The organism is Streptomyces sp. NPDC057137 (assembly GCF_042670825.1).
GTDB lineage: Bacteria > Actinomycetota > Actinomycetes > Streptomycetales > Streptomycetaceae > Streptomyces.
In genome coordinates this window covers 33,346-54,571 of the sequence record NZ_JBHUUW010000055.1, presented here as the reverse complement: position 1 = coordinate 54,571, position 21,226 = coordinate 33,346, and the positions used below count along the sequence as shown (strand labels likewise).

Annotated in this window: 21 protein-coding genes; 10 read left to right on the top strand and 11 right to left on the bottom strand. The window is 70.7% G+C overall.

The window, feature by feature from the left end; all coding sequences use genetic code 11:
- Positions 1-2: 2 nt before the first annotated feature.
- Positions 3-728, bottom strand: coding sequence for a class III extradiol dioxygenase subunit B-like domain-containing protein (locus tag ACFT9I_RS31245; RefSeq protein ID WP_382569791.1), 726 nt, complete (start codon positions 726-728; stop codon positions 3-5).
- A gap of 76 nt (positions 729-804) precedes the next feature.
- Positions 805-2,331: a tRNA (N6-isopentenyl adenosine(37)-C2)-methylthiotransferase MiaB gene (gene miaB / locus ACFT9I_RS31240; protein WP_382569789.1), complete on the bottom strand. Its 1,527-nt coding sequence runs from the start codon at positions 2,329-2,331 to the stop codon at positions 805-807.
- Positions 2,332-2,470: 139 nt separating this feature from the next.
- Here miaB and ACFT9I_RS31235 point away from each other — a divergent pair, with 139 nt between their 5' ends.
- The gene (locus tag ACFT9I_RS31235; protein WP_382569787.1) at positions 2,471-2,986 is read left to right on the top strand and encodes a cupin domain-containing protein; all 516 of its coding nucleotides are present in this window, start codon (positions 2,471-2,473) and stop codon (positions 2,984-2,986) included.
- 304 nt (positions 2,987-3,290) lie between these two features.
- Here the strand turns inward: ACFT9I_RS31235 and ACFT9I_RS31230 are convergent, their stop codons facing one another.
- Positions 3,291-3,644 (bottom strand): STAS domain-containing protein, encoded by a 354-nt coding sequence (locus ACFT9I_RS31230; RefSeq protein WP_382569785.1) that lies wholly within the window; start codon positions 3,642-3,644, stop codon positions 3,291-3,293.
- Entirely contained in the window at positions 3,641-4,930 is a 1,290-nt protein-coding gene (locus tag ACFT9I_RS31225) for a PP2C family protein-serine/threonine phosphatase (protein WP_382569783.1), read from the bottom strand. The genes ACFT9I_RS31230 and ACFT9I_RS31225 overlap by 4 nt, the downstream gene beginning before the upstream one ends.
- 188 nt (positions 4,931-5,118) lie before the next feature.
- Between ACFT9I_RS31225 and ACFT9I_RS31220 the strand changes: the two genes are divergently transcribed.
- A complete protein-coding gene (locus ACFT9I_RS31220) occupies positions 5,119-6,120 on the top strand; it encodes a TAXI family TRAP transporter solute-binding subunit (protein WP_382569780.1) in 1,002 nt (333 codons plus the stop codon).
- Between the two features lie 63 nt (positions 6,121-6,183).
- Here ACFT9I_RS31220 and ACFT9I_RS31215 read toward each other — a convergent pair whose 3' ends face one another.
- Positions 6,184-7,611: an ATP-binding protein gene (locus ACFT9I_RS31215; protein WP_382569778.1), complete on the bottom strand. Its 1,428-nt coding sequence runs from the start codon at positions 7,609-7,611 to the stop codon at positions 6,184-6,186.
- A 6-nt stretch (positions 7,612-7,617) separates the two neighbouring features.
- Positions 7,618-8,340: a response regulator transcription factor gene (locus ACFT9I_RS31210; RefSeq protein WP_382569776.1), complete on the bottom strand. Its 723-nt coding sequence runs from the start codon at positions 8,338-8,340 to the stop codon at positions 7,618-7,620.
- A gap of 252 nt (positions 8,341-8,592) precedes the next feature.
- Here ACFT9I_RS31210 and ACFT9I_RS31205 point away from each other — a divergent pair, with 252 nt between their 5' ends.
- The 8 genes from ACFT9I_RS31205 (at position 8,593) to ACFT9I_RS31170 (ending at position 15,122) form a co-directional block, all read left to right on the top strand.
- Complete coding sequence (locus ACFT9I_RS31205; RefSeq protein WP_354605626.1) at positions 8,593-9,378, top strand: amino acid ABC transporter ATP-binding protein; 786 nt, start codon at positions 8,593-8,595, stop codon at positions 9,376-9,378.
- Between the two features lie 38 nt (positions 9,379-9,416).
- Positions 9,417-10,259 (top strand): glutamate ABC transporter substrate-binding protein, encoded by an 843-nt coding sequence (locus ACFT9I_RS31200; RefSeq protein ID WP_382569774.1) that lies wholly within the window; start codon positions 9,417-9,419, stop codon positions 10,257-10,259.
- 105 nt (positions 10,260-10,364) lie between these two features.
- Positions 10,365-11,033, top strand: a complete 669-nt coding sequence (locus ACFT9I_RS31195; protein ID WP_382569772.1) for an amino acid ABC transporter permease — start codon at positions 10,365-10,367, stop codon at positions 11,031-11,033.
- Entirely contained in the window at positions 11,030-11,962 is a 933-nt protein-coding gene (locus ACFT9I_RS31190) for an amino acid ABC transporter permease (RefSeq protein WP_382569770.1), read from the top strand. Before ACFT9I_RS31195 ends, ACFT9I_RS31190 begins: the two co-directional genes overlap by 4 nt.
- Before the next feature lie 218 nt (positions 11,963-12,180).
- Positions 12,181-13,869 (top strand): FAD-dependent monooxygenase, encoded by a 1,689-nt coding sequence (locus ACFT9I_RS31185; protein ID WP_382569768.1) that lies wholly within the window; start codon positions 12,181-12,183, stop codon positions 13,867-13,869.
- A 33-nt stretch (positions 13,870-13,902) separates the two neighbouring features.
- Entirely contained in the window at positions 13,903-13,989 is an 87-nt protein-coding gene (locus ACFT9I_RS31180; protein ID WP_311307652.1) for a putative leader peptide, read from the top strand.
- 75 nt (positions 13,990-14,064) lie between these two features.
- Complete coding sequence (locus ACFT9I_RS31175) at positions 14,065-14,691, top strand: cysteine dioxygenase (protein WP_382569766.1); 627 nt, start codon at positions 14,065-14,067, stop codon at positions 14,689-14,691.
- A complete protein-coding gene (locus ACFT9I_RS31170) occupies positions 14,688-15,122 on the top strand; it encodes a rhodanese-like domain-containing protein (RefSeq protein WP_382569764.1) in 435 nt (144 codons plus the stop codon). Before ACFT9I_RS31175 ends, ACFT9I_RS31170 begins: the two co-directional genes overlap by 4 nt.
- Positions 15,123-15,236: 114 nt before the next feature.
- Here the strand turns inward: ACFT9I_RS31170 and recX are convergent, their stop codons facing one another.
- From recX to ACFT9I_RS31145, 5 genes are all read right to left on the bottom strand, one after another.
- Positions 15,237-15,818 (bottom strand): recombination regulator RecX, encoded by a 582-nt coding sequence (gene recX, locus ACFT9I_RS31165; protein WP_382569762.1) that lies wholly within the window; start codon positions 15,816-15,818, stop codon positions 15,237-15,239.
- Between the two features lie 9 nt (positions 15,819-15,827).
- Positions 15,828-16,967 carry a recombinase RecA gene (recA, locus tag ACFT9I_RS31160; protein WP_382569760.1) on the bottom strand — a complete coding sequence of 380 codons (1,140 nt, stop codon included), beginning with the start codon at positions 16,965-16,967 and terminating at the stop codon, positions 15,828-15,830.
- Positions 16,968-17,165: 198 nt separating this feature from the next.
- Positions 17,166-17,723: a dihydrofolate reductase family protein gene (locus ACFT9I_RS31155; RefSeq protein WP_382569759.1), complete on the bottom strand. Its 558-nt coding sequence runs from the start codon at positions 17,721-17,723 to the stop codon at positions 17,166-17,168.
- 119 nt (positions 17,724-17,842) lie between these two features.
- Positions 17,843-20,413 carry an FtsX-like permease family protein gene (locus ACFT9I_RS31150; protein WP_382569758.1) on the bottom strand — a complete coding sequence of 857 codons (2,571 nt, stop codon included), beginning with the start codon at positions 20,411-20,413 and terminating at the stop codon, positions 17,843-17,845.
- Positions 20,407-21,171: an ABC transporter ATP-binding protein gene (locus ACFT9I_RS31145; protein ID WP_382569757.1), complete on the bottom strand. Its 765-nt coding sequence runs from the start codon at positions 21,169-21,171 to the stop codon at positions 20,407-20,409. Before ACFT9I_RS31145 ends, ACFT9I_RS31150 begins: the two co-directional genes overlap by 7 nt.
- Positions 21,172-21,226: the final 55 nt, after the last annotated feature.

Genomic DNA, 21,226 nt, shown 5'->3' with positions numbered 1-21,226 from the left:
CGCTACGACCAGGCCGCCACGAAGTAGCCCACGCCGTACGGCGCGGCCTCGTAGAGCAGAGCGCCGTCCAGGTTCGCCCCCTCGGCCGCGCCCGCGAGGATCTGCCAGCAGGGGCGGCCCGCCGCCTTCAGCTCGGCCGCCAGCGTCTCGTCCAGTGCCGCGAGTGCCGCGACGTCCGCCGTGGACAGCGCCCGTGCGACCTCGGCGTCGAACGCGGCGGCGCGGTTGTCGAGATAGCCGGGCGCCTTGAGCGTGCGGCACGCGCTGGCGTCGCCCATCGCCAGCAGTGCCACCCGCTCGTCCTCCGCCGCGATGTCCCTACCGGTTTTGATACACCGCTCGGCGTCGAGTGGTTCCCGCACGCCGAGACCGTGGATCGGCGAGGCGGACCAGCCGACGTTCGCGAGCAGCCAGGCGGCGACGGCCAGCGAGGTCGGCAAGGGCGGCGGGTTCGGCGGGTTCGGCGAGGTCAAGTCGCCGCCGAGCGTGACGTCGACATCCACCCCGTACCCCCGGAAGGAGCCGTGCGCGCCCTGCGGGTACGGCTCCAGGTCCCGCGGCCCCGGCGCCGGTCCGACGACGATCAGCCGGTCGGGCCGGGATGCGGCGAGCACGCCGAGGGCGTCGGCGCACGCGTCCCGCGCGGCGTCGAGTTCCGAAACGGCACCGGCGGCCAGCGCGGGGACGAGCAGGGGCGGACAAGGGCACACGGCCGCGGATACGAGCATGCTGCGCAGACTAGGTCACGGCCGCGCGGGACGTCCGCGCGCGGATGCCGTACCCGCACGCGGAGCGACCGGCGGGTCACACCACCGAGCAGCCACCCGTCGCGGCCGGCAGTGGCGGCGGGACGCCGATCGACGGCAGGCCGAGCAGTACGCCGGCGGGCGCGGGCGGAGCCGCGTTGCGCCTCTCCCACGCGTCACCGGCGCGGGTGCGCCGTATCCGTGTCGTCGGCCCCTCGGCGAGCAGATGGTGCGGAGCGGCGTACGTGATGTCGACGGTCACCACGTCGCCGGGCCGCACCTCCTCGTCGGGCGCGGTGAAGTGCACCAGCCGGCTGTCGGGCGCGCGGCCGGAGAGCCGGCGGGTTGCGCCGTCCTTGCGGCCCTCGCCTTCGGCGACCATGACCTCGAGCGTGCGGCCGACCTGCGTCTTGTTCTCGTCCCAGGAGATCTCCTCCTGGACGGCGACGAGGCGCAGGTAGCGCTCCTGCACGACCTCCTTGGGAATCTGCCCGTCCATGTCGGCGGCGGGCGTTCCGGGGCGCTTGGAGTACTGGAAGGTGAAGGCGTTCGCGAAGCGCGCCTCGCGCACCGTGTGAAGCGTCTGCTGGAAGTCCTCCTCGGTCTCGCCGGGGAAGCCCACGATGATGTCGGTGGAAATGGCGGCGTGCGGGATGGCCGCGCGCACCTTGTCGATGATCCCGAGGAAACGCTCCTGCCGGTACGAGCGTCGCATCGCCTTCAGGACGGTGTCCGAGCCGGACTGGAGCGGCATGTGCAACTGCGGCATCACGTTGGGCGTCTCGGCCATCGCGGCGATGACGTCGTCCGTGAAGTCGCGCGGGTGCGGCGAGGTGAAGCGGACGCGCTCCAGGCCCTCGATCCGCCCGCAGGCCCGCAGGAGCTTGGAGAAGGCCTCGCGGTCGCCGATGTCGGAGCCGTACGCGTTGACGTTCTGGCCGAGCAGCGTGATCTCCGAGACGCCTTCGGCGACGAGCGCCTCGACCTCGGCGAGGATGTCGCCGGGGCGGCGGTCCTTCTCCTTGCCGCGCAGGGCCGGGACGATGCAGAAGGTGCAGGTGTTGTTGCAGCCCACGGAGATGGAGACCCACGCGGCGTAGGCGGACTCGCGGCGCGTCGGCAGCGTGGAGGGGAACGCCTCCAGCGACTCGGCGATCTCGATCTGCGCCTCTTCCTGTACGCGGGCACGCTCCAGCAGTACGGGGAGCTTGCCGATGTTGTGCGTACCGAAGACGACATCGACCCAGGGCGCCCTCTTGACGATGGTGTCGCGGTCCTTCTGGGCCAGGCAGCCGCCGACGGCGATCTGCATGCCGGGGCGCCGGGTCTTCATCGGGGCGAGCCGGCCGAGGTTGCCGTACAGCTTGTTGTCGGCGTTCTCGCGTACCGCGCAGGTGTTGAAGACGACGACGTCGGCGTCGCCGTCGGAGCCCTCGGGGGCCCGCACATAGCCCGCGTCCTCCAGCAGACCGGACAATCGTTCGGAATCGTGGACGTTCATCTGGCACCCGTAGGTGCGTACCTCGTAGGTCCGGTCAACGCCCACTTCGCCCACTGCTCCGGTCCGGTCACTGCTGATGGTCACCCGCCAAGGGTAAGGGGGTGCTTGAGGTGGCCCCGCCGACGGAGTGCTGTGGCCGGTGAATCCCGTCCGCGATTGACCCATCGATTCGGCCCCCGAATGCACCTGTCGAGCGGTCACTCGTGACTCTAGATTCGTACTCATGAACACGACGACGAACCCGGCGACGAACCCCGCGAACCGCGCCCACCAGCCGCTCCTCACCCGTGGCGGCACCGCCGAGGCCCTGGCCGACGCTCCGGGCAGCGTGATCACGCTGTTCGCCGACTCGGACACGACGGGCGGTGCTCTCACCGTCAACACCGCCCGCTTCGAGAAGGGGGCGGCCGGGGCGCCCGTGCACTTCCACACCCGCGCGACCGAATTCTTCTTCGTCGTCGACGGCACGCTCCAGGTGCTGGTCGGTGAGGAGGTGCTGACGCTGGAGAAGGGCGACTTCGTCGCCGTACCGCCGCACACGCCGCACGCCTTCGCGCCCGCCCCGGACGCGACCGCGGAGGTCCTGGTCGGCTTCACACCGGGCATGGACCGGTTCGACTACTACCGGCTGCTCGGCCGCGTGCACGACGGCGAGGCGACCGTGCAGGACATCAAGGATTCCTCTGAGACGTACGACAACCACTACGCGCGCAGCCAGGCGTGGGAGGAACGCGCCTGAGGACGGCCGCCTGCGGTCCGCCGCCCCGGTGGCCGGCCGAGCGGCTGGCCGAGCGGCTGGCCAATTCAAGTCAGCTATGTACGGGGTGGTTTGACTGCCGAAGTCGCGGGTACGGGCTCTGGGCTGCGCCCGGCGCCGGACCTGGGGAGGTCTGAGGCGCTGGTCAACCCGGTCCCCGGACCTGCGAAGGACGTGGGACCGGGGCGCAGTGCCCGCGTCGCGGGACCAGCTGACAGCCGAGTGGATGGCCCGGAACCGTCGTTCCGGGCCATCCCCGCGTCCGGCCCCGGTTACGGATGCCGTCTCAGCCGGCCCGCAGCCAGGCCGCCGCCGCCTCGTCCACCGAGGCGTGCGTGGGGAAGGCCTGTTCCAGACCGATGACACGGAAGACGCGGGCGACCCGCTCGGGCACGCGGGCCAGGGCGATCCCCGCGTCCGCGGCGAGCGCCTGGTTGCGGGCGGCGATGAGCACGGTGATCCCGGTGGAGTCGCAGAAGGTGAGGCCCGCCAGGTCGATGACGACCTGTTGGCCGGGCCGCGGGTCCAGTCCGCGCAGGGCCTGCCGTACGTGGGGCGCGCTCTGGTGGTCGAGGTCCCCTGTCAGTACGACCACGGGGCCGGTCGGGATGGCGTGGATGTGGACGGTCAGTGCGTTCACTGCGGCTCTTCACTGGTGGGGGCGGGCACGCTGATGGCCAGGATGGCGGTGTCGTCGTCGACGCCCGTGCCGAAGGTGTCGAGCAGTTCTGTGAGTGCGGCGACCGTGCTCCTGGCGGTGGTGGGTGCCAGAGTCCCGGCGAATTCGAGGAGCGCTTCGTCGCCGTAGCGACCGTCGGTGTGGTCGACGAGTGCGGTGTGGGCCTCGGTGAGCCCGTCGGTGTAGAGGAGGAGGGTGTCGCCGGGCTCCAGGAGCACGGTGACGGTCTCGACCCGGGCGTCGGGCAGTGCGCCGATGAGCTGGCCGCCGGGAGTGGGCAGGTAGTCGGCGGACCCGTCGGCGCGCAGCAGCAGGGCCGGGGGGTGGCCGCCGCTGGCGAGGGTGACGTGGAAGCCGGCGCCTTCGTCGCCGACCGGGGTGAGCAGTCCGAAGATGACGGTGCAGAAGCGCGGGTCGTCGCCGTGGTACTCGTGGTTGAGGACGGTGTTGAGGTTGCCCAGCGTGGTCGCCGGGTCGGAGTTGTAGACGGCGGCGGCGCGCAGCGTGTAGCGGGCGAGCGAGGTCAGGGCCGCCGCCGCGCTGCCTTTGCCGCACACGTCGCCCAGGAACAGGCCCCAGCTGCCGGCGGCGAGCGGGAACAGGTCGTAGAAGTCGCCGCCGACCTGGTCGATGGAGGCGATGTGGTAGTGCGCGGCGACGTCGAGGCCGGGCACGGGGACGAGTGTCGGGGGCAGCAGGGTGCGTTGCAGGGTGGTGGCGAGCCGCTGGAGGCGGTCGCGTTCGCGGTCGGCCTCCTCCCTCGCCTGATCGGCCTCCTGGCGGGCGCGCAGCAGCTCCTTCTCGTACGCGTGGCGGTCGCGGGCGTCGACGAGGGTGGTGCGGATCAACAGGGGCTCGCCGTCGCCGTCGGTCTTGACGGTGGAGGTGACGAGGACCGGCAGCCGGGTGCCGTCCGCGGCGGTGAGGTCGAGCGCGGCGTCGGTCACCTCGCCCCGCGTCTTGAGCAGCGGTGCGACGTGGGTCTCGTGGTGGTGTCTGCCGCCGACGGTGAGCAGGTCGGCGAACCTTCGGCGTCCCACCAGGTCGTCGCGGTCGTAGCCGAGCCAGCCGAGGAGCGTCGCGTTGACCTTGGCGATCCGGCCGTCGGGGAGGGTGGAGAGGTAGCCGCACGGTGCGTTCTCGTACAGGTCCTCGGCGCTGTCCTCCAACAGGGCGGAGAACAGCGGCTGTTCGGCGTCGGCGTCGCCGTCCGGCGGGGCGTGGCTCTCCGGACTCCAGGCGTCCATGCGCGCATCCTCCCACCATCCGCCCCGTTCGCGGACGCCTCCCCGTTCAGGGATACCGCCGGGTGCGCGGTGGCGTCCGCGCGGGAGGCACGCCCGACCGGTGCGGGACCCGGGCCCGGGGAGTGCGGGACCCGGGCCGGGAAGGCAAGGCCTGGCCATTACGGCGAGTGAGCTGGCAGGATCACCGCATGTTCCCCCTTCCGCCCCGTATGAGCCGTCGCACCGCCTTCGTAGGAGGCGTGGCCGCCCTGGTGGTGGCCGGGCTGCTGTCGTGGTGGCTGGTGCCGCTCGGGGAGAAGGCACCGAGCGGGTCCGTCAAGTTCAGTACGGGTGTGACGAGCGGCGTCTACGAACGCTACGGGGAGCTTCTCAAGGAGGATCTCGCCAAGGATCTGCCCAACGTGTCCATAGAGCTGCTGACCAGCGAGGGCTCGCAGGAGAACATCTCGCGCGTGGCCACCGGCAAAGCGGACTTCACCATCGCCACGGCGGACGCCGTCGCGAAGTACCAGCGGGACAACGGGCCCGGCGCCGACCGGCTGCGCGGCTGCGCACGGCTCTACGACGACTACGTACAGCTGATCGTGGCGAAGGACTCCGGCATCGAGTCGGTGAAGGACCTGCGTGACAAGCGCGTGGGCGTGGGCCAGGAGGGCTCGGGCGTGCGGCTGATCGCCGACCAGTTGCTGGCCGTGGCCGGGCTGCATCCCAAGAAGGACGTCACGGCGGTCTCGGCGGGCATCGACACCATGCCCAGCCGTCTGGAGTCGGGCGACCTCGACGCGTTCTTCTGGTCCGGCGGGCTGCCCACCGCCTCCGTACAGGAGCTGTCCAAGCGCTTCGACATACGGCTGGTGCCCCTCGATGACGCACTCGTCGACAAGCTGCACCACACGGCGCGGGAGGCCACCCGCTACTACCGCTCCGCGGTGATGCCGGCGGACGCGTACAAGAAGGCACAGGACGGTACGGCGGTGCCGACGGTGGCCGTGGCGAATCTGCTGGTCACCACGGACCGGATGGACGCCGAACTGACCGAGGGCTTCACCCGCACCGTGATCAAGAGCCGCGACCGGATCGGCAAGAAGGTCCACCCGGCGCAGCTCGTGGATCTGCGGACGGCGATCTACACCGATCCGCTGCGCCTGCACGAGGGCGCGCTGCGCTACTACCGGTCGGTCAAGCCGTAGAAGGCCGCGTCGTCGGACCGTCCTCAAGAATCGGACCGTCCTCAGGAAGAGGCCGTGCCGTCCTCAGGAAGAGGTCGGTGACGACCTCGGGACGGTGAGCGTCACCCGCAGCCCGCGCGGTTCACCGTGCTGGTACGCGATCGTCCCGCCGCCCGCCGCGAGCAGCGCCCGCGAGATGGACAGACCCAGCCCCGACCCCTTGACGTTCTGGTGGCGGTTGCTGCGCCAGAAGCGGTCGCCGATCCGGTCCATCTCGTCGTCGGAGAGTCCGGGGCCGCCGTCGGTGACGGTGATGGTGGCGCGGTCGCTCGCACCCCGCGCGACCCGTACATCCACCTCGCCGCCCTCCGGCGTGAACTTCAGGGCGTTGTCCACGACCGCGTCGAGCGCGCTGGAGAGCGCGACCGGGTCCGCCCAGCCGGTGACGGCGCCGGTGTTCCCGGTCAGCCGTACGCCCTTCTCGTCCGCGTACGCCCGCCATGCCGCGACGCGCTCGGACGCCAGCGCCCCGACGTCCGTGAGCCGCAGGTCCGCGGGGGCGTGTTCGGCCAGCGCCAGGTCCAGCAGGTCGTCGAGGACCTGCCCGAGCCGCTTGCCCTCCGTACGGACGGAGGCGATCTCCTCGTTCCCGGCGGGCAGTTCGAGTGCGAGCAGTTCGATCCGCAGAAGCAGGGCGGCGAGCGGGTTGCGCAGTTGGTGGGAGGCGTCGGCGACGAAGGCGCGCTGCTGTTCGAGCACGTCCTCGACGTTGTCGGCCATCTCGTTGAAGGAGTGGGCGAGCCGTCTGAGTTCCGGCGGGCCTCCGGCGGCGGCGACGCGGGACTTCATCCGGCCGGTGGCGATGTCGTGCGTGGCCGCGTCCAGGACGCGTACCGGACGCAGTACCCAGCCGGTCAGCCGGAACGCCGCCCCCACGGCGAGCAGCATCGCCGCGGCCTCGCCCGCGGCGATGTAGAGCCAGCCTTCGAGGATCCGCGACCGCATCTGCCCGGTGGGCGAGTCGGTCACGACGACGGCGACGACGTCCCCGTCCCGTACGACCGGCGACGCGACGATCAGCCGGCCGTCCCCCTGCCAGGGCCACACCTGCTGAGGATCGTCGCTACGTCGCCCCAGGAGGGCCTCCTGGAAGGCCAGGCGCCCCTCCCCCGTCCGGGGCACCGTCCAGCCCTCCGGGGCCCGCGCCATGGCCTCTCCGTCGCGGTGGAAGACACCCGCCCGGATGCCGTACACGTCGAAGTAGCGGGTGAGCTCCTCCTCCAGCATGGATCCGCGTTCGTCGGAGCCGGTGCCCGCATCGGAGCCCCCGCTCCCCGCGTCGCCCTCGCTGACGAACTGCGCGAGCGCGGCGACGCGTGCGGTGTCGTCGATCCGGTCCACGACCACGTCCTGCTGCTGGGCCGAGGCGAGACTCACGGCGAGCGGGAAGCCGAGCGCGAGGAGCACGCCCGCCATGAGGACGATGAGCAGGGGGAGAAGTCGGGTACTCACCGGTTACTACGGTCCTTGATGAGCGGCAGGGGCGGCGGGGGCGACAAGGCGGTAGCCGACGCCGCGCACGGTCTCGATCAGCGCCGGCATCCGGAGCTTGGAACGCAGGGACGCCACATGCACTTCGAGCGTGCGGCCGGTCCCCTCCCAACTGGTGCGCCAGACCTCGCTGATGATCTGCTCACGCCGGAAGACGACACCCGGACGCTGCGCGAGGAGGGCGAGCAGGTCGAACTCCTTGCGGGTCAGCTGGACGGGGGCGTCGTCCACGGTGACGCGGCGGGTGGACAGTTCGATGGTGACCGGTCCCAGGCGCAGCGAGTCCCCGCCGACCGCTCCGGCCTCCTCACCGCCGACGCTGCGCCGGCTGACGGCGTGGATCCGGGCGAGCAACTCCCCGGTGTCGTACGGCTTGGTGACGTAGTCGTCCGCGCCGAGGTTCAACCCGTGGATCCGGGACCGGACATCGGCACGCGCCGTCACCATGATCACCGGGGTCGCGCAGAGTTTGCGGATCTTGCCGCAGACCGCGTAGCCGTCCTGGTCGGGCAGCCCGAGGTCGAGGAGTACGACTCCGTAAGGAGACTTCGTCCCGTCGGTCACCGGAAGCAGCGCCTGCAGGGCCTCTTCGCCGCTGCGCGCGTGCGTCACATCGAATCCGTGCCTCGCCAGTACCGCGGCGAGGGCCGCTGCGACATGGTCGTCGTCCTCGACGAGCAGCAGCCTCATGGCCCTCCTCCGTGGTGTGTCCGTCACAGTACGTACCAGGGCATCCACGCCCATGGCTGCCGCACCAGTCAAGTCACTTCCCGTTAAGGGACGGTTTCCGTTACCCACCCGGTACGCCGAACCGGCCATCTTCACACGGTGTGTCCGGTTGCGGCCGGATCGTTATGCTCAATTTCCCCTCAGATGTAATGACGCTGGTCGCAGTGCGTGACTAAGGTCCTCCCCAACCGAGGAGGACGGAGCAAGAAGCCGATGAGCGGAGTTTCAGTGACCAAGGAAACCGAGGGCGCCGGGCCGGCGTCGGGCGACCTGGTCGTGCTGAGCAACGTCAACAAGCACTTCGGCGCGCTGCATGTGCTCCAGGACATCGATCTGACCATCGCCCGTGGCGAGGTCGTCGTCGTGATCGGGCCCTCCGGGTCCGGCAAGTCCACACTGTGCCGCGCCATCAACCGTCTGGAGCCGATCGACTCCGGCAGCATTTCGCTCGACGGGAAGCCGCTGCCCGCCGAAGGCAAGGAGCTGGCCCGACTGCGCGCCGATGTCGGCATGGTCTTCCAGTCCTTCAACCTCTTCGCGCACAAGACCGTCCTGGAGAACGTCACTCTGGGACAGATCAAGGTCCGCAAGAAGGACAAGGGTGCCGCGGACGAGTTCGCCCGGACCCTGCTCGACCGCGTCGGTGTGGCCAACCAGGCGGACAAGTACCCTGCGCAGCTCTCCGGTGGCCAGCAGCAGCGCGTCGCGATCGCCCGCGCGCTGGCCATGGAGCCCAAGGTCATGCTCTTCGACGAGCCGACCTCGGCGCTCGACCCGGAGATGATCAACGAGGTGCTCGAAGTCATGCAGCAGCTCGCACGTGACGGCATGACCATGGTCGTAGTCACCCACGAGATGGGCTTCGCGCGGTCCGCCGCGAATCGGGTCGTCTTCATGGCGGACGGCCAGATCGTCGAAGAGGCGACGCCGGAGCAGTTCTTCACCAATCCTCGCAGCGACCGGGCCAAGGACTTCCTGTCGAAGATCCTGCACCACTGAGCTGCCCGTAACTTTCGAGACAACGAAGGATGTTGACCATGAATCTCCGTAAAGCAAGCGCTGCTGCCGCCGCCGTACTGGCCCTTTCCCTGACCGCGACCGCGTGTGGTTCCGACGACAGCGACTCGGCCGACGAGGGTGACGGTGGTGGCAAGAAGATCACCATCGGTATCAAGTTCGACCAGCCCGGTATCGGTCTGAAGACCCCGGACGGCTCCTTCACCGGCTTCGACGTCGACGTCGCGACGTACGTCGCCAAGGAGCTCGGCTACGAGGCGAAGGACATCGAGTGGAAGGAGACCCCGAGCGCCGACCGTGAGACCGCGCTCGAGCGCGGCGACGTGAAGTTCATCGCGGCCTCCTACTCGATCAACGACGAGCGCAAGGAGAAGGTCGACTTCGCCGGCCCATATCTGCTCGCGCACCAGGACCTGTTGATCCGCGCCGACGACAACATCAGCAAGGGCGCGGACCTCAACGGCAAGAAGCTCTGCTCCGTGACGGGCTCCACGTCCGCGCAGAACGTGAAGGACGACTTCGCGCCGGACGCCCAGCTGAAGCAGAACGCCACGTACTCGGAGTGCATCGACGGACTCGCCAGCGGCGCCGTCGACGCGCTGACCACGGACGACTCGATCCTGGCCGGTTACGCCTCGCAGGAGCAGAACAAGGGCAAGTTCAAGCTCGCCGGCCTCAGCCTGAGCAACGAGAACTACGGCATCGGTGTCAAGAAGGGCGACACCAAGCTGGTCGACGACATCAACGCCGCCCTCGAGAAGATGGTCGCGGACAAGGCCTGGGACAAGGCCGTCACCGACAACTTCGGCCCGGCCGACTACAAGAACGAGCCCGCCCCGAAGATCGGCAACATCGTCAGCTGAATCAGCGGGCCGTCGGTCCGTTCGGCTCATTCGGCGCAGATGTGGCGCGCCGCCCCGTGAGGGTGGCGCGCCACGCCATCAACAAACGCGAGAGCGCGGGAGATCGTGTTCGACTTTCTTGAAGGTTACGACCTGCTCGGAGCGTTCTGGGTGACGGTGCAGCTCGCCGTCTTCTCCGGTATCGGCTCCCTCATTCTGGGCACCATACTTGCCGCGATGCGGGTGAGCCCGGTTCCGCTGATGCGCGGTTTCGGCACGGTCTACGTGAACGTGGTCCGGAACATTCCGCTCACCGTCATCATCGTCTTCTCCTCCCTCGGTCTCGCCGATGTCTTCGGTATCACTCTGGGCGCGGCCGACGACTTCGACGCCCTGAGTTTCCGGCTGGCCATTCTCGGACTGACCGCCTATACGGCCGCGTTCGTCTGTGAGGCCATCCGGTCCGGCATCAACACGGTGCCTGTCGGGCAGGCGGAGGCGGCGCGGGCCATCGGGCTGAACTTCACCCAGGTCCTGTCCCTCATAGTCCTTCCGCAGGCGTTCCGCTCCGTCATCGGGCCGCTGACCAACGTGCTGATCGCGCTGACGAAGAACACGACGGTGGCCGCGGCCATCGGCGTGGCCGAAGCGGCCCTCCTTATGAAGGAGATGATCGAGAACGAGTCGCAACTCGTCCTGATCTCGGCGATCTTCGCCTTCGGGTTCGTGGTCCTGACACTGCCGACCGGCCTCATCCTCGGCTGGGTCGGCAAGCGAGTGGCGGTGAAGCGATGACTTCCGTTCTGTACGACGCGCCGGGTCCCGGCGCCAAGCGGCGCAACATCATCTACTCGGCACTGTTCGTGGTCGTCCTGGCCCTCGGCGTGTGGTGGATCTACTCCGCCATGTCGGACAAGGGACAGCTGGAGTGGGCGAAGTGGAGCCCCTTCACCGAGTCCCAGGCGTGGACGACGTATCTGCTGCCGGGCCTCGTCAACACCCTCAAGGCCGCGGGTCTCGCGCTGGTCATCGCGCTGCCTCTCGGAGCCCTCTTCGGCATCGCGCGGCTCTCCGACCACCGGTGGGTCAGGATCCCGGCCGGCGTGGTCGTCGAGTTCTTCCGCGCGATCCCCGTCCTGATCCTGATGGTGTTCGCCAACCAGCTCTACGCGGAATACACCGACATCAGTACGGACATGCGTCCGCTGTACGCGGTCGTCACCGGCCTCGTGCTCTACAACTCGTCCGTACTGGCCGAGGTCGTCCGCGCGGGCATCCTGTCCCTGCCCAGGGGTCAGACGGAGGCCGCCAAGGCCATCGGTCTGCGCAAGGGCCAGACGATGCGCACCATCCTGCTGCCGCAGTCGGTGACGGCGATGCTGCCCGCGCTGGTGAGCCAGCTCGTCGTCATCGTGAAGGACACCGCGCTCGGTGGCGCACTGCTCAGCTTCACCGAGCTGCTCAGCGCCCGGAAGACGCTCGCCGCGAACTACGGGAACGTCATCCCGAGCTTCATCGTCGTCGCGGTGATCTTCATCCTGCTGAATCTTCTGCTCACGACGTTCGCGTCCTGGCTGGAGAAGCGGCTGCGCCGTGCCAAGCGGAGCACCGGGGCCGTCCTGACGGGCGCGACCATGGACGATCTGGGTGCCACGGGTACGCCGGCGGGGCTGGACCCGGTGAACAAGACGGACCACGCCAGCGGCCAAGGCGGGGGCGGCTAGGTCCTGTCCGGGCGATCTTGTCGGATAGCCCGGACAGGACCTAGACCCGACGGTCCCGGAAACGGGGCCGATGGACCCGACGGAGGCAGCGGCGCGCGGCGTCGCTGCCTCCGTCACTTGACGCAAGCACCCGCAGTAGGTTGCATACGTTCTGTGATCGCTCTGCGGCTTCCAACCGCCAATCGCCACATGACCGTACGGGCCGGAGGGGTCGCGCCGTGGACCCGGTGATCGTCGTCGGCGCGGGCCCCGTGGGGCTCGCGCTCTCCCTCTGCCTCGCCACCCAGGGCGTTCCCTCCGTCGTGCTGGACGAGGGGGCGGGCAACGACGACCCGCGCCCGGCTCGTACGGCGGTGCTGCGGCCCGACACCGCCGCTCTGATGGCGCGGCTGGGCTGCTCCACACTCCGTGACGAAGGGGCCCGGTGGGTCGGTTGGCGACAGCTGCGGCGCAAGCAGCAGATGCGGCAGCTGCCGCTCGGTGATGCCGACGAGGTCGGTGGCGCGGGTGGAACCGGCGGTGCGGGAGACGCCGTCGCCGACGGGGATCGTGCCGACGCGGTGTTCCCCTCGCCCTTACACCTCCCCCAGCACGCCCTGACCCGTGGGCTCAGGGACGCCGTCGCGCGCCATGAGCTGGTGCGGCTGGTGACAGGCAGCCGGCTGGACTCGCTGGAGCAGGACGCGCGGGGCGTCACGGTGCACACACGCGGCCCCGGGGCGACCTGGTGGCGCGGCAGTCATGTGGTGGGCTGCGACGGCGCCAGGTCCACCGTCCGCAAGCTCCTGGGCGTCCGTTTCCCGGGCCGTACGGCGGTGGAACGGCACGCGGTCGCCGCGCTCCGGGTCGAACTCCCCTGGCCCGGTGAGGCCGTGCTGCACCGTCAGCCGCCGTGGCGGGGCGGCGGCCAGGAGGTGTCCGCCAGGCCGCTCGCCGACGGCGTGTGGCGGCTGGACTGGCTGCTGCCGGCCCGGGGTGACCTGGTCACGCCGGAGGCGCTGGTGGCGCGGGTACGGGACACCCTGGCCGGCTGGTGCGGCGAGACACCGCCGTACGACCTGCTCGACACCGGTGTGTACACGCTGCACCACCGGCTCGCGCGGCGCTGGCGCGTCGGCCGCGCGTACCTCGCCGGGGACGCCGCGCATCTGCTGGGCGCGCTGGGCACGCAAGGCCTGGACGAGGGGCTGCGGGACGCCGAGAACCTGGGCTGGAAGCTGGCGCACGCCTGGCACCACGGGGCGTCGGAGACACTGCTGGACAGCTATCAGGCGGAACGCCGTACGGCCGTCGCCGCACGCCTGCGCGCGGCCGACCAGTCGCTGACGATACTTCGGAGCGGCGGAGGGCTGCGCACGTACCTTCCGGGCACCGCGCGCGGCCATGACACCCTGCTCGCCGACGGCCACCTGGGGAACGGGCCGCTGGGCGCGCCCCCCGCGTACCCCCACTCCCCCCTCGCGCCTCCGTACGCCGAGGCGCACACGACGGTCGACACCCGGACGGGGGCGCCCGTCGACGACGTGCTCGTGACGGCGCCCGACGGAATGACCGTACGGCTGCGGGACCGGCTCGGCAGGGGCAAGGTCCTGGTGGTGCTGGTCGCGCCGGGGACAGGTGTGTGGGACCGGCGGCACTGGCTGACCGCGGGCGTGATGCCGAGGCTCGCCGAGGCCGTGGCGGCGCTGCCGTCACCGGCCGAGCTGCTGGTCACCGAGAGCTATCCCGGGGCGTCCGCGCACTCGGTGCTGCTCGTACGGCCCGACGGGCACCTCGTCGCGGCCTTCGGCGGAGTACGTCCCGACGAGCTGTACGCGGCGGCCGACGCCGCACGTGGGGGCGCGCCCGAGGCCTCTCCGGCGAAAGATCGCTCCGACCGATCGGATCGAACCGCGAACATCAATTGACCGTCGTCGTGATCACATGGTGTACTCCGGAGCGTGACTGACACCGATGTGCGCCTGTGGCGGAGGGTCCATATGGACCTGCTCCGCTATGCGGGCTGCGTGTGTCGTCCGTCCTGCTGAATTCGCCCCCTTCTCGTAGCGCTCGTCGTGTCGGCACATGACGGCGCGCCCCCGCGAACTTCCAGGACGGTCCTCATGTCTCCTTCTCTCGACACCCCCGCGCCCGCCGCCTCGGCGTCAACTGCCCTCGCGTCCGGGGCTGTTGCCTCCGCGACTGTCGCCTCTCAGCCCGTCGCACCCGTCGAGGGCGCGACGCCCGCGCCCTCCGCCGTTCCCACACAGGCCGAGTTGCTCGCCTTCGTCCGTCGTACGGCGGCCGACACCGAGCTTGTCTCCACCCTCCCCCTCGACCCCGAGGGCCGTACCTGGATCCGTCTCGAAGGCCCCGCCGGCAGCGAGGCGTGGATCATCAGCTGGCCGCCCGGCACGGGGACCGGCTGGCACGACCACGGTGGCTCGTACGGCGCGTTCGCCACGGCGGGCGGCGCGCTCCAGGAGGACTCGCTGGCCGCTCGGCTGCCCACCGAGGGCTGGAAGACGCTGGAGCTGGCCGAAGGGGTCGACCGGGAGCGGAAGTTGGCGAAGGGCGACGCCAGGGCGTTCGGCAGCCACCATGTGCACGAGGTGCGCAACGAGTCGGACTCGGAGCACGCCGTTTCGGTGCACGCCTACTATCCGCCGCTGCCGCTGATGCGCCGCTACAGCCGCACCGGCGCGGTGCTCCGCCTCGAGCAGGTCGAGCGTCCGCAGGAGTGGCAGTGACCGGCGGACCGGGCGGGCAGGCGGGACAGCTCCGGCCGGCGGGGTCCGAGGCGCCTGTGGGGATAGATGAACTGCTCGACCGGGTCCGCGAGGGACTCGACCGGATCGAAGCCCACGAGGCCTTCGCCGCAGCCGAGGACGGTGCGCTGCTGGTCGACATCCGGTACGCGGAACTGCGGGACCGCGACGGGCTGATCCCCGGTGCGCTGGTCGTCGAGCGCAACGAACTGGAGTGGCGCCTCGACCCGCAGGGCAGCCATCGGGCCGTGGAGGCCACGAGTCACGATCTGCGCGTCGTGGTGATCTGCAACGAGGGGTACGCGTCGAGTCTCGCGGCTGTCTCGCTGCGCCAGTTGGGGCTGCACCGCGCGACGGACCTCGTCGGCGGCTTCCAGGCGTGGAGAGCGGAAGGACTGCCGGTCTCGCGCTGAGCCGGTCGGTCACGTCGACCCGAGCCCGGCCGCCCCCGCGCGGGCCGGGTTTCGTTCATCGTTCTCTCGGCCGCCGTGTGTTCCCGGCTCCCCGGTTCTCCGGCTTCCCGGACCTCAGTAGATGTCCTCGTCGAGTCCCTCCGTGTCCTCGCCCTCCGCCTCCAGTGCCTGCTTGACCACCCTCAGGGCCACGCCCTGCGGATATCCCTTGCGTGCCAGCATCCCCGCGAGTCTGCGCACCCGTCTGTCCCGTTCCATGCCGCGCGTGGAGCGGAGCTTGCGGGCGACCAACTCCCGTGCGGTCGCCTCCTCCTGTTCGGAGTCGAGCTGTCCGACCGCCTCGTCGATCAGCTCGGAGTCCACACCCTTGGTGCGCAGTTCACGCGCCAGGGCACGGCGGGCCAGGCCCCGGCCGTGATGCCGGGACTCCACCCACGCGTCGGCGAACGCCGCGTCGTTGATCAGTCCCACGTCTTCGAAGCGGGAGAGGACTTCCGCCGCGACATCCTCGGGGATGTCGCGCTTCTCCAGCGCGTCCGCCAGTTGTTTCCGGGTGCGGGGGTTCCCGGTGAGCAGGCGCAGACAGATCGCCCGCGCCCGCTCCGCCGGGTCCTGGGGCGGCAGCTCCTTCTCGGCCCTCGACGAGTCGGGGCTGCCGCCCTGCCGCTCAGTTCGCCGCCTCTTCGCGTAAGGCACGGCGCCGAACTAGCTCTTTGCCGCCGCCGCCTTGGCCGACTTGGCCTTGGTGGCAGGAGCGGGCACCGTCTTGGCCGTGTCGTCGGCCGGGGCACCGGTCGCGACAGCACCACCGGCCGCGTCCGCCGCGGGCTCGGCGGCGGGCTCCTCCGGCTTCACGCCGATACCCAGCTTCACCAGGATCTTCTTCTCGATCTCGTCGGCGAGATCGGGGTTGTCCTTGAGGAAGTTACGGGCGTTCTCCTTGCCCTGACCGAGCTGGTCGCCCTCGTACGTGTACCAGGCGCCGGCCTTGCGGACGAAGCCCTCGTCCACGCCCATGTCGATCAGACCGCCCTCGCGGCTGATCCCGTGACCGTAGAGGATGTCGAACTCGGCCTGCTTGAAGGGCGGCGCGACCTTGTTCTTGACGACCTTGACGCGGGTGCGGTTGCCGACGGCGTCGGTGCCGTCCTTCAGCGTCTCGATACGACGGATGTCGAGCCGCACCGAGGCGTAGAACTTGAGCGCCCGGCCACCGGTCGTGGTCTCCGGCGAGCCGAACATCACGCCGATCTTCTCGCGGAGCTGGTTGATGAAGATGGCCGTGGTCTTGGACTGGTTGAGCGCACTGGTGATCTTCCGGAGCGCCTGGCTCATCAGCCGCGCCTGAAGACCCACGTGCGAGTCGCCCATCTCGCCCTCGATCTCCGCGCGCGGCACCAGGGCCGCGACGGAGTCGATGACGATGAGGTCGAGCGCCCCGGAGCGGACCAGCATGTCCACGATCTCCAGGGCCTGCTCGCCGTTGTCCGGCTGGGACAGCAGCAGATTGTCGATGTCGACGCCGAGCTTCTGCGCGTACTCCGGGTCGAGCGCGTGCTCGGCGTCCACGAAGGCCACCGTGCCGCCCGCCTTCTGGGCGTTCGCCACCGCGTGCAGCGTCAGTGTCGTCTTGCCGGAGGACTCCGGCCCGTACACCTCCACCACACGGCCGCGCGGGAGACCACCGACGCCGAGCGCGACGTCGAGCGCGGTCGACCCGGTGTGGATGACCTCGATGGGCTCGTTCGGCCGCTCGCCTAGGCGCATCACCGCGCCCTTGCCGAATTGCCGTTCAATTTGGGCGAGAGCGGCGTCCAGCGCCTTCTCGCGGTCGGATCCTGCCATGGGTTCCACCCGATTTGCTTGTGTCGATCGCTTCACATCGAAGACGCTATCCCCTGCCACTGACAATGGGCCTCGACGTCCTCCCGGCCTGTGGAAAACTCCGGCTCCCGGGACCCCGGCCAACCGGCCCGAAGTCCATGAGAATGCTTGTTCGATTTTGGTGTCAAGCGCATCCCGCCGGTGTGTCGCGGGCGGGAGTTACGCCGGGCGGTAGCGCAGCAGCACGACGCCGGAGGTGAACGGCAGGCTCTGGACCAGCCGCAGCCTCGGCACGTCGGACGCGTCGGCGAACAGCCGCCGGCCGTGCCCGAGGACCACCGGATACACGAACAGCCGGTACTCGTCGACCAGTCCGGCCGCGACGAGTTCCCGGGTCAGCGTCACGCTGCCCGTCGTCACGATGTCTCCGCCCGGCCCGGCCTTCAACTCCCGCACCTCGTCACGGACATCGCCCCGCAGCACCCTGGTGTGCCGCCAGCCGGGATCCCCGAGCGTGCGGGAGACCACATACTTCGACACCGAGTCGAGGTACGCGCCGACGCCCGTGGCGTCGTCGGTCCGCTCCGGCCAGTAGCCCCGCATCTCCTCGAAGGTCACCCGCCCGACGAGGAAGGCGTCGGCGGCGGCCATCTGCTTCCGGAGTTCCTCGTTGATGTCGGACTGGTCCACCGTCTCCTCCGCCGGGGCGAACCATCCGTCCGACGCGTCGATGACGCCGTCGACGGTGATGTTCTCGGTGACGATCAAGTCACGCATGTCCGGACCTCCGCGGTCGGTTGTCGTCGTCCACCACTGACGACTCCCGCGCCCGGCGGAACTCATCGCGGCGGCACGGCGATGAGGCGGCGCGGCACCACGATGGTGCGGAGGTGCGGCTACTCGCGCGTCCCCGCGTACTCGACCGGCCTCGTGCGCAGCGCCGTCAGCGCGGGTACGACGGCGGCCACCACCGCCAGTACGGCGCTCGCCGCCACCATCGCCCCCAGGCTCCCCCAGGGCACGACGAGGGGCGACCGGACGGAGAGCAGCGCGAGGGCGCCCCGTAGGCCGAGGAGATTCAGGCCCGCGACGGCGGCGCCGAGGAGGGAGCCCACGGCCACGACCACCAGGGCCTCGGCCGCGACCAGGCGCAGCACCTGGGGTTTGGTCGCCCCGGTCAGCCGGAGCACGGCGAGGTCGCCGACCCGGTCGGACGTCGCCATGACCAGGGTGTTCGCCAGCGCGATCCCGGTGTACAGCAGGGCGATCCCCAGAATCAGCAGCAGCCCCAGACGGGTGCTCTCGCTGGAACGGGGATGGCTTCGCGTCAGCCACTCGTCCTTCGTGAGGACGGTCGTCCCCGTCGTCCGTCCCGCCTCGCGCAGTGCGGCGTCGACAGCGGTGGCGTCCGCGCCGTCACGCAGCTTGACGTCCACGCGGTCGACCGTGGCACCGGGGGCGTTGCGCGGGGTCACGTACGCACCGTTGCCGCCGGTGCCGGTCCGGAGCACCGCCACGATCCGCAGAGTCACCTCGCGGCCGTCGCCCAGCCAGACCCTGACCCGCTGCCCGACCGTCCGTGTCAGCCACTCCTCGTTGACGATGATGCCGCCGTCGTCGAGGTCGGCCACCCGCCCGGACGCCACCGGCAACCGGGACACCGCCGCGAGATCGGCCGGGTCCACGGCTCTGGCCTCGGACCTGACGAGCGCGACACCCTCTTCGAGCACGGTCACGGCGGTGGAGCGGGAGGCGCTCACGGCCGCGCCGGGGATGCTCCGCGCCCGTGCCACGAACGGGGCGGGCAGCGCGCCCTCCTCGCCCGGCGCCGCCACGACGTAGTCGGCGGCCGTCTGTGTCGCGGCCTCGGTGGCCTTGGCCTCGTTGATCGTCGCCGTCGTGCCCAGGAGGGAGGCGGCGAGCGCGACGGTGATCAGTACGGGGGCGGCGACGGCCGCCGTACGGCGCACCCCGGTGGCCGCGTTCTCCCGCGCCAGCAGGCCGGTGGCGCCCGGCAGTCGGGCGGGCAGCCAGGTGACGAGCCTGACCAGCGGCGGCACCAGCACCGGCGCGTACAGGGCGAAGCCGACGATCAGCAGCATCGGCCGGGTCAGGTAGGTCTTCCTCTTGAGCGCCTCGCCGGGATCGGTGGCCAGCGACCACACGAGCAGTCCCAGACCGGCCAGCAGGACGAGGGCTCCGAGCAGCCGGCGGCTCGGGGGCATGGCGCGGCTGTCGAGCGCGGCCTCGCGCAGCGCCTCTGTGGGCTTGATTCGTCCCGCCCGCCAGGAGGACGTCAGGACGCCCGCCGTCGCCACGCACAGGCCCGTCCAGAAGGCCGTGTGCAGCGGCCAGGTCTGGTCGCCGATCGCGAACCAGGACGGTGCGATGCCGCTGTCGACCATCCACGCGGCGAGCGGCGGCGCGCCGAGATCGCCGAGCAGGCAGCCGGCGGCCGAGGCCGGTACGGCGACGAGGACCGCCTCGGCGAGCACCGTCCGCCGTATCTGTCGCGGAGTGGCGCCCGCCGTACGGAGCAGACCGAACTCGCGTCTGCGCTGGGCCACGGCGAAGGCGAAGGTCGACGCCACCACGAAGACGGAGACGAAGCAGGTGATGCCCGCCGCCGTACCCAGCAGCGCGTTGACCGAGACCAGTGCTTCGCTGTCCCGGTCGGGGTCCGGATCGGCCCTGCGGCGTTCGTCACCGGTCAGGACATCGATCCCGGATCCGGTGCCGCGTACGGCCTTTCGTACCGCCTTTCGTACGGCGGTCGCGTCCGCGTGCACCATCAACGCGTCGATACGGGGCGAGAGTTGGGCGGCTTCGGCTTCGGTGAAGAACACGGCTGTCTCGAAGTCCGTCGCGGCCACGGTGCCGACGACGGTGCGGCTCCCGGCCCCCGCCGGGGTGACGACCCGCACGCGGTCGCCGATCGCCGCGCCACCGGACCGGTCCTGCGCAGGGGGCGCCACGGCGACGACGATCTCGCCGGGCGCCGCGGGCGCGCGACCGCCCGTGAGCCGGTACGGCGTGGCCGCCGCGACCGACCACGGATGCCCGACCGCCCCGTCACCCGCACCGTCCGCCTCACCGTCCGCCTCAGTGTCCGCACGGTCGGCGCCGTCTCCCAAGGAGGCGTCGGCGAAGGACACGGGGAACGTCCGGTCCTCGACCGTCCGGCCGAGCCGCGCGAGTTCGGCGGCCAACTCGGCGGGCACCGCCCGTGGATCGGCGAGGCGCTGCGTACGCTCGCCGATCGGTGTGGAGACCCGCAGGGTGTCGGAGACCCTGACGACCACCGGGGCCGCGGCGAACCGCTCGGGCCCCCGGTGCGGGGCCTGGAACGTGGCCGCCAGCGCGAGCCCGGTGGCGGCGATGAGCCCCACCCCGAGGGCGAGGGCGACGAACGACCCGGTGAAGGTGACCCAGCGGGCTCGCATGCCTTGGACCAGCAGCCTCAGCACGGGGCCACCGCCAGTGCGGTCATCCGCTCGGCGACCCGGTCGGCGGTCGGGGAGTCGAGCGCGTCCCGCACCCTGCCGTCCGCCAGGAACAGCACACGGTCCGCGTACGACGCCGCCATGGGGTCGTGCGTCACCATGATCACGGTCTGGCCCCCGTCGACCATGCCCCGCAGCAAGGCCAGTACCTCCCGGCCCGTCCGGGAGTCCAGCGCCCCGGTCGGCTCGTCCCCGAAGAGCACGTCGGGGCGGGTGACCAGCGCCCTGGCGAGCGCCACCCGCTGCTGCTGGCCGCCGGAGAGCTCGCTGGGCCGGTGCCCCGCGCGGTCCCGCAGCCCCACCTGCTCCAGTACGTCGAGAACGGCGCCCCGTTTCGGTCTGCGGCCGGCCAGGCGCAGCGGGAGCGCCACGTTCTGTTCGGCGGTGAGCGAGGGCAGCAGGTTGAACGCCTGGAAGACGAAGCCGATGTGCCGGCGCCGCAGCAGGGTCAACTTGTGCTCGCTGAGCGAGGTCAGGTCGCGGTCCCCGAGCATCACGGTGCCGCTGGTGGGCCGGTCCAGTCCGGCCGTGCACTGGAGCAGGGTGGACTTGCCGGAACCGGAAGGCCCCATGACGGCGGCGAAGGTGCCCTTGGGTATGTCGAGAGTGACCCGGTCGAGCGCGGTCACCGCCGCCGCGCCCTTGCCGTAGGAACGGGTGACCGAACTGAGCCGGACCGCTGTGTCGCCCCTGGCGATGCCGTTCGTTGCCGCGTTGTTCATGGCGATCACTCAAGCCGCGCCGCACGCCGCGCACATCACAGCTGCGTACGGGGCG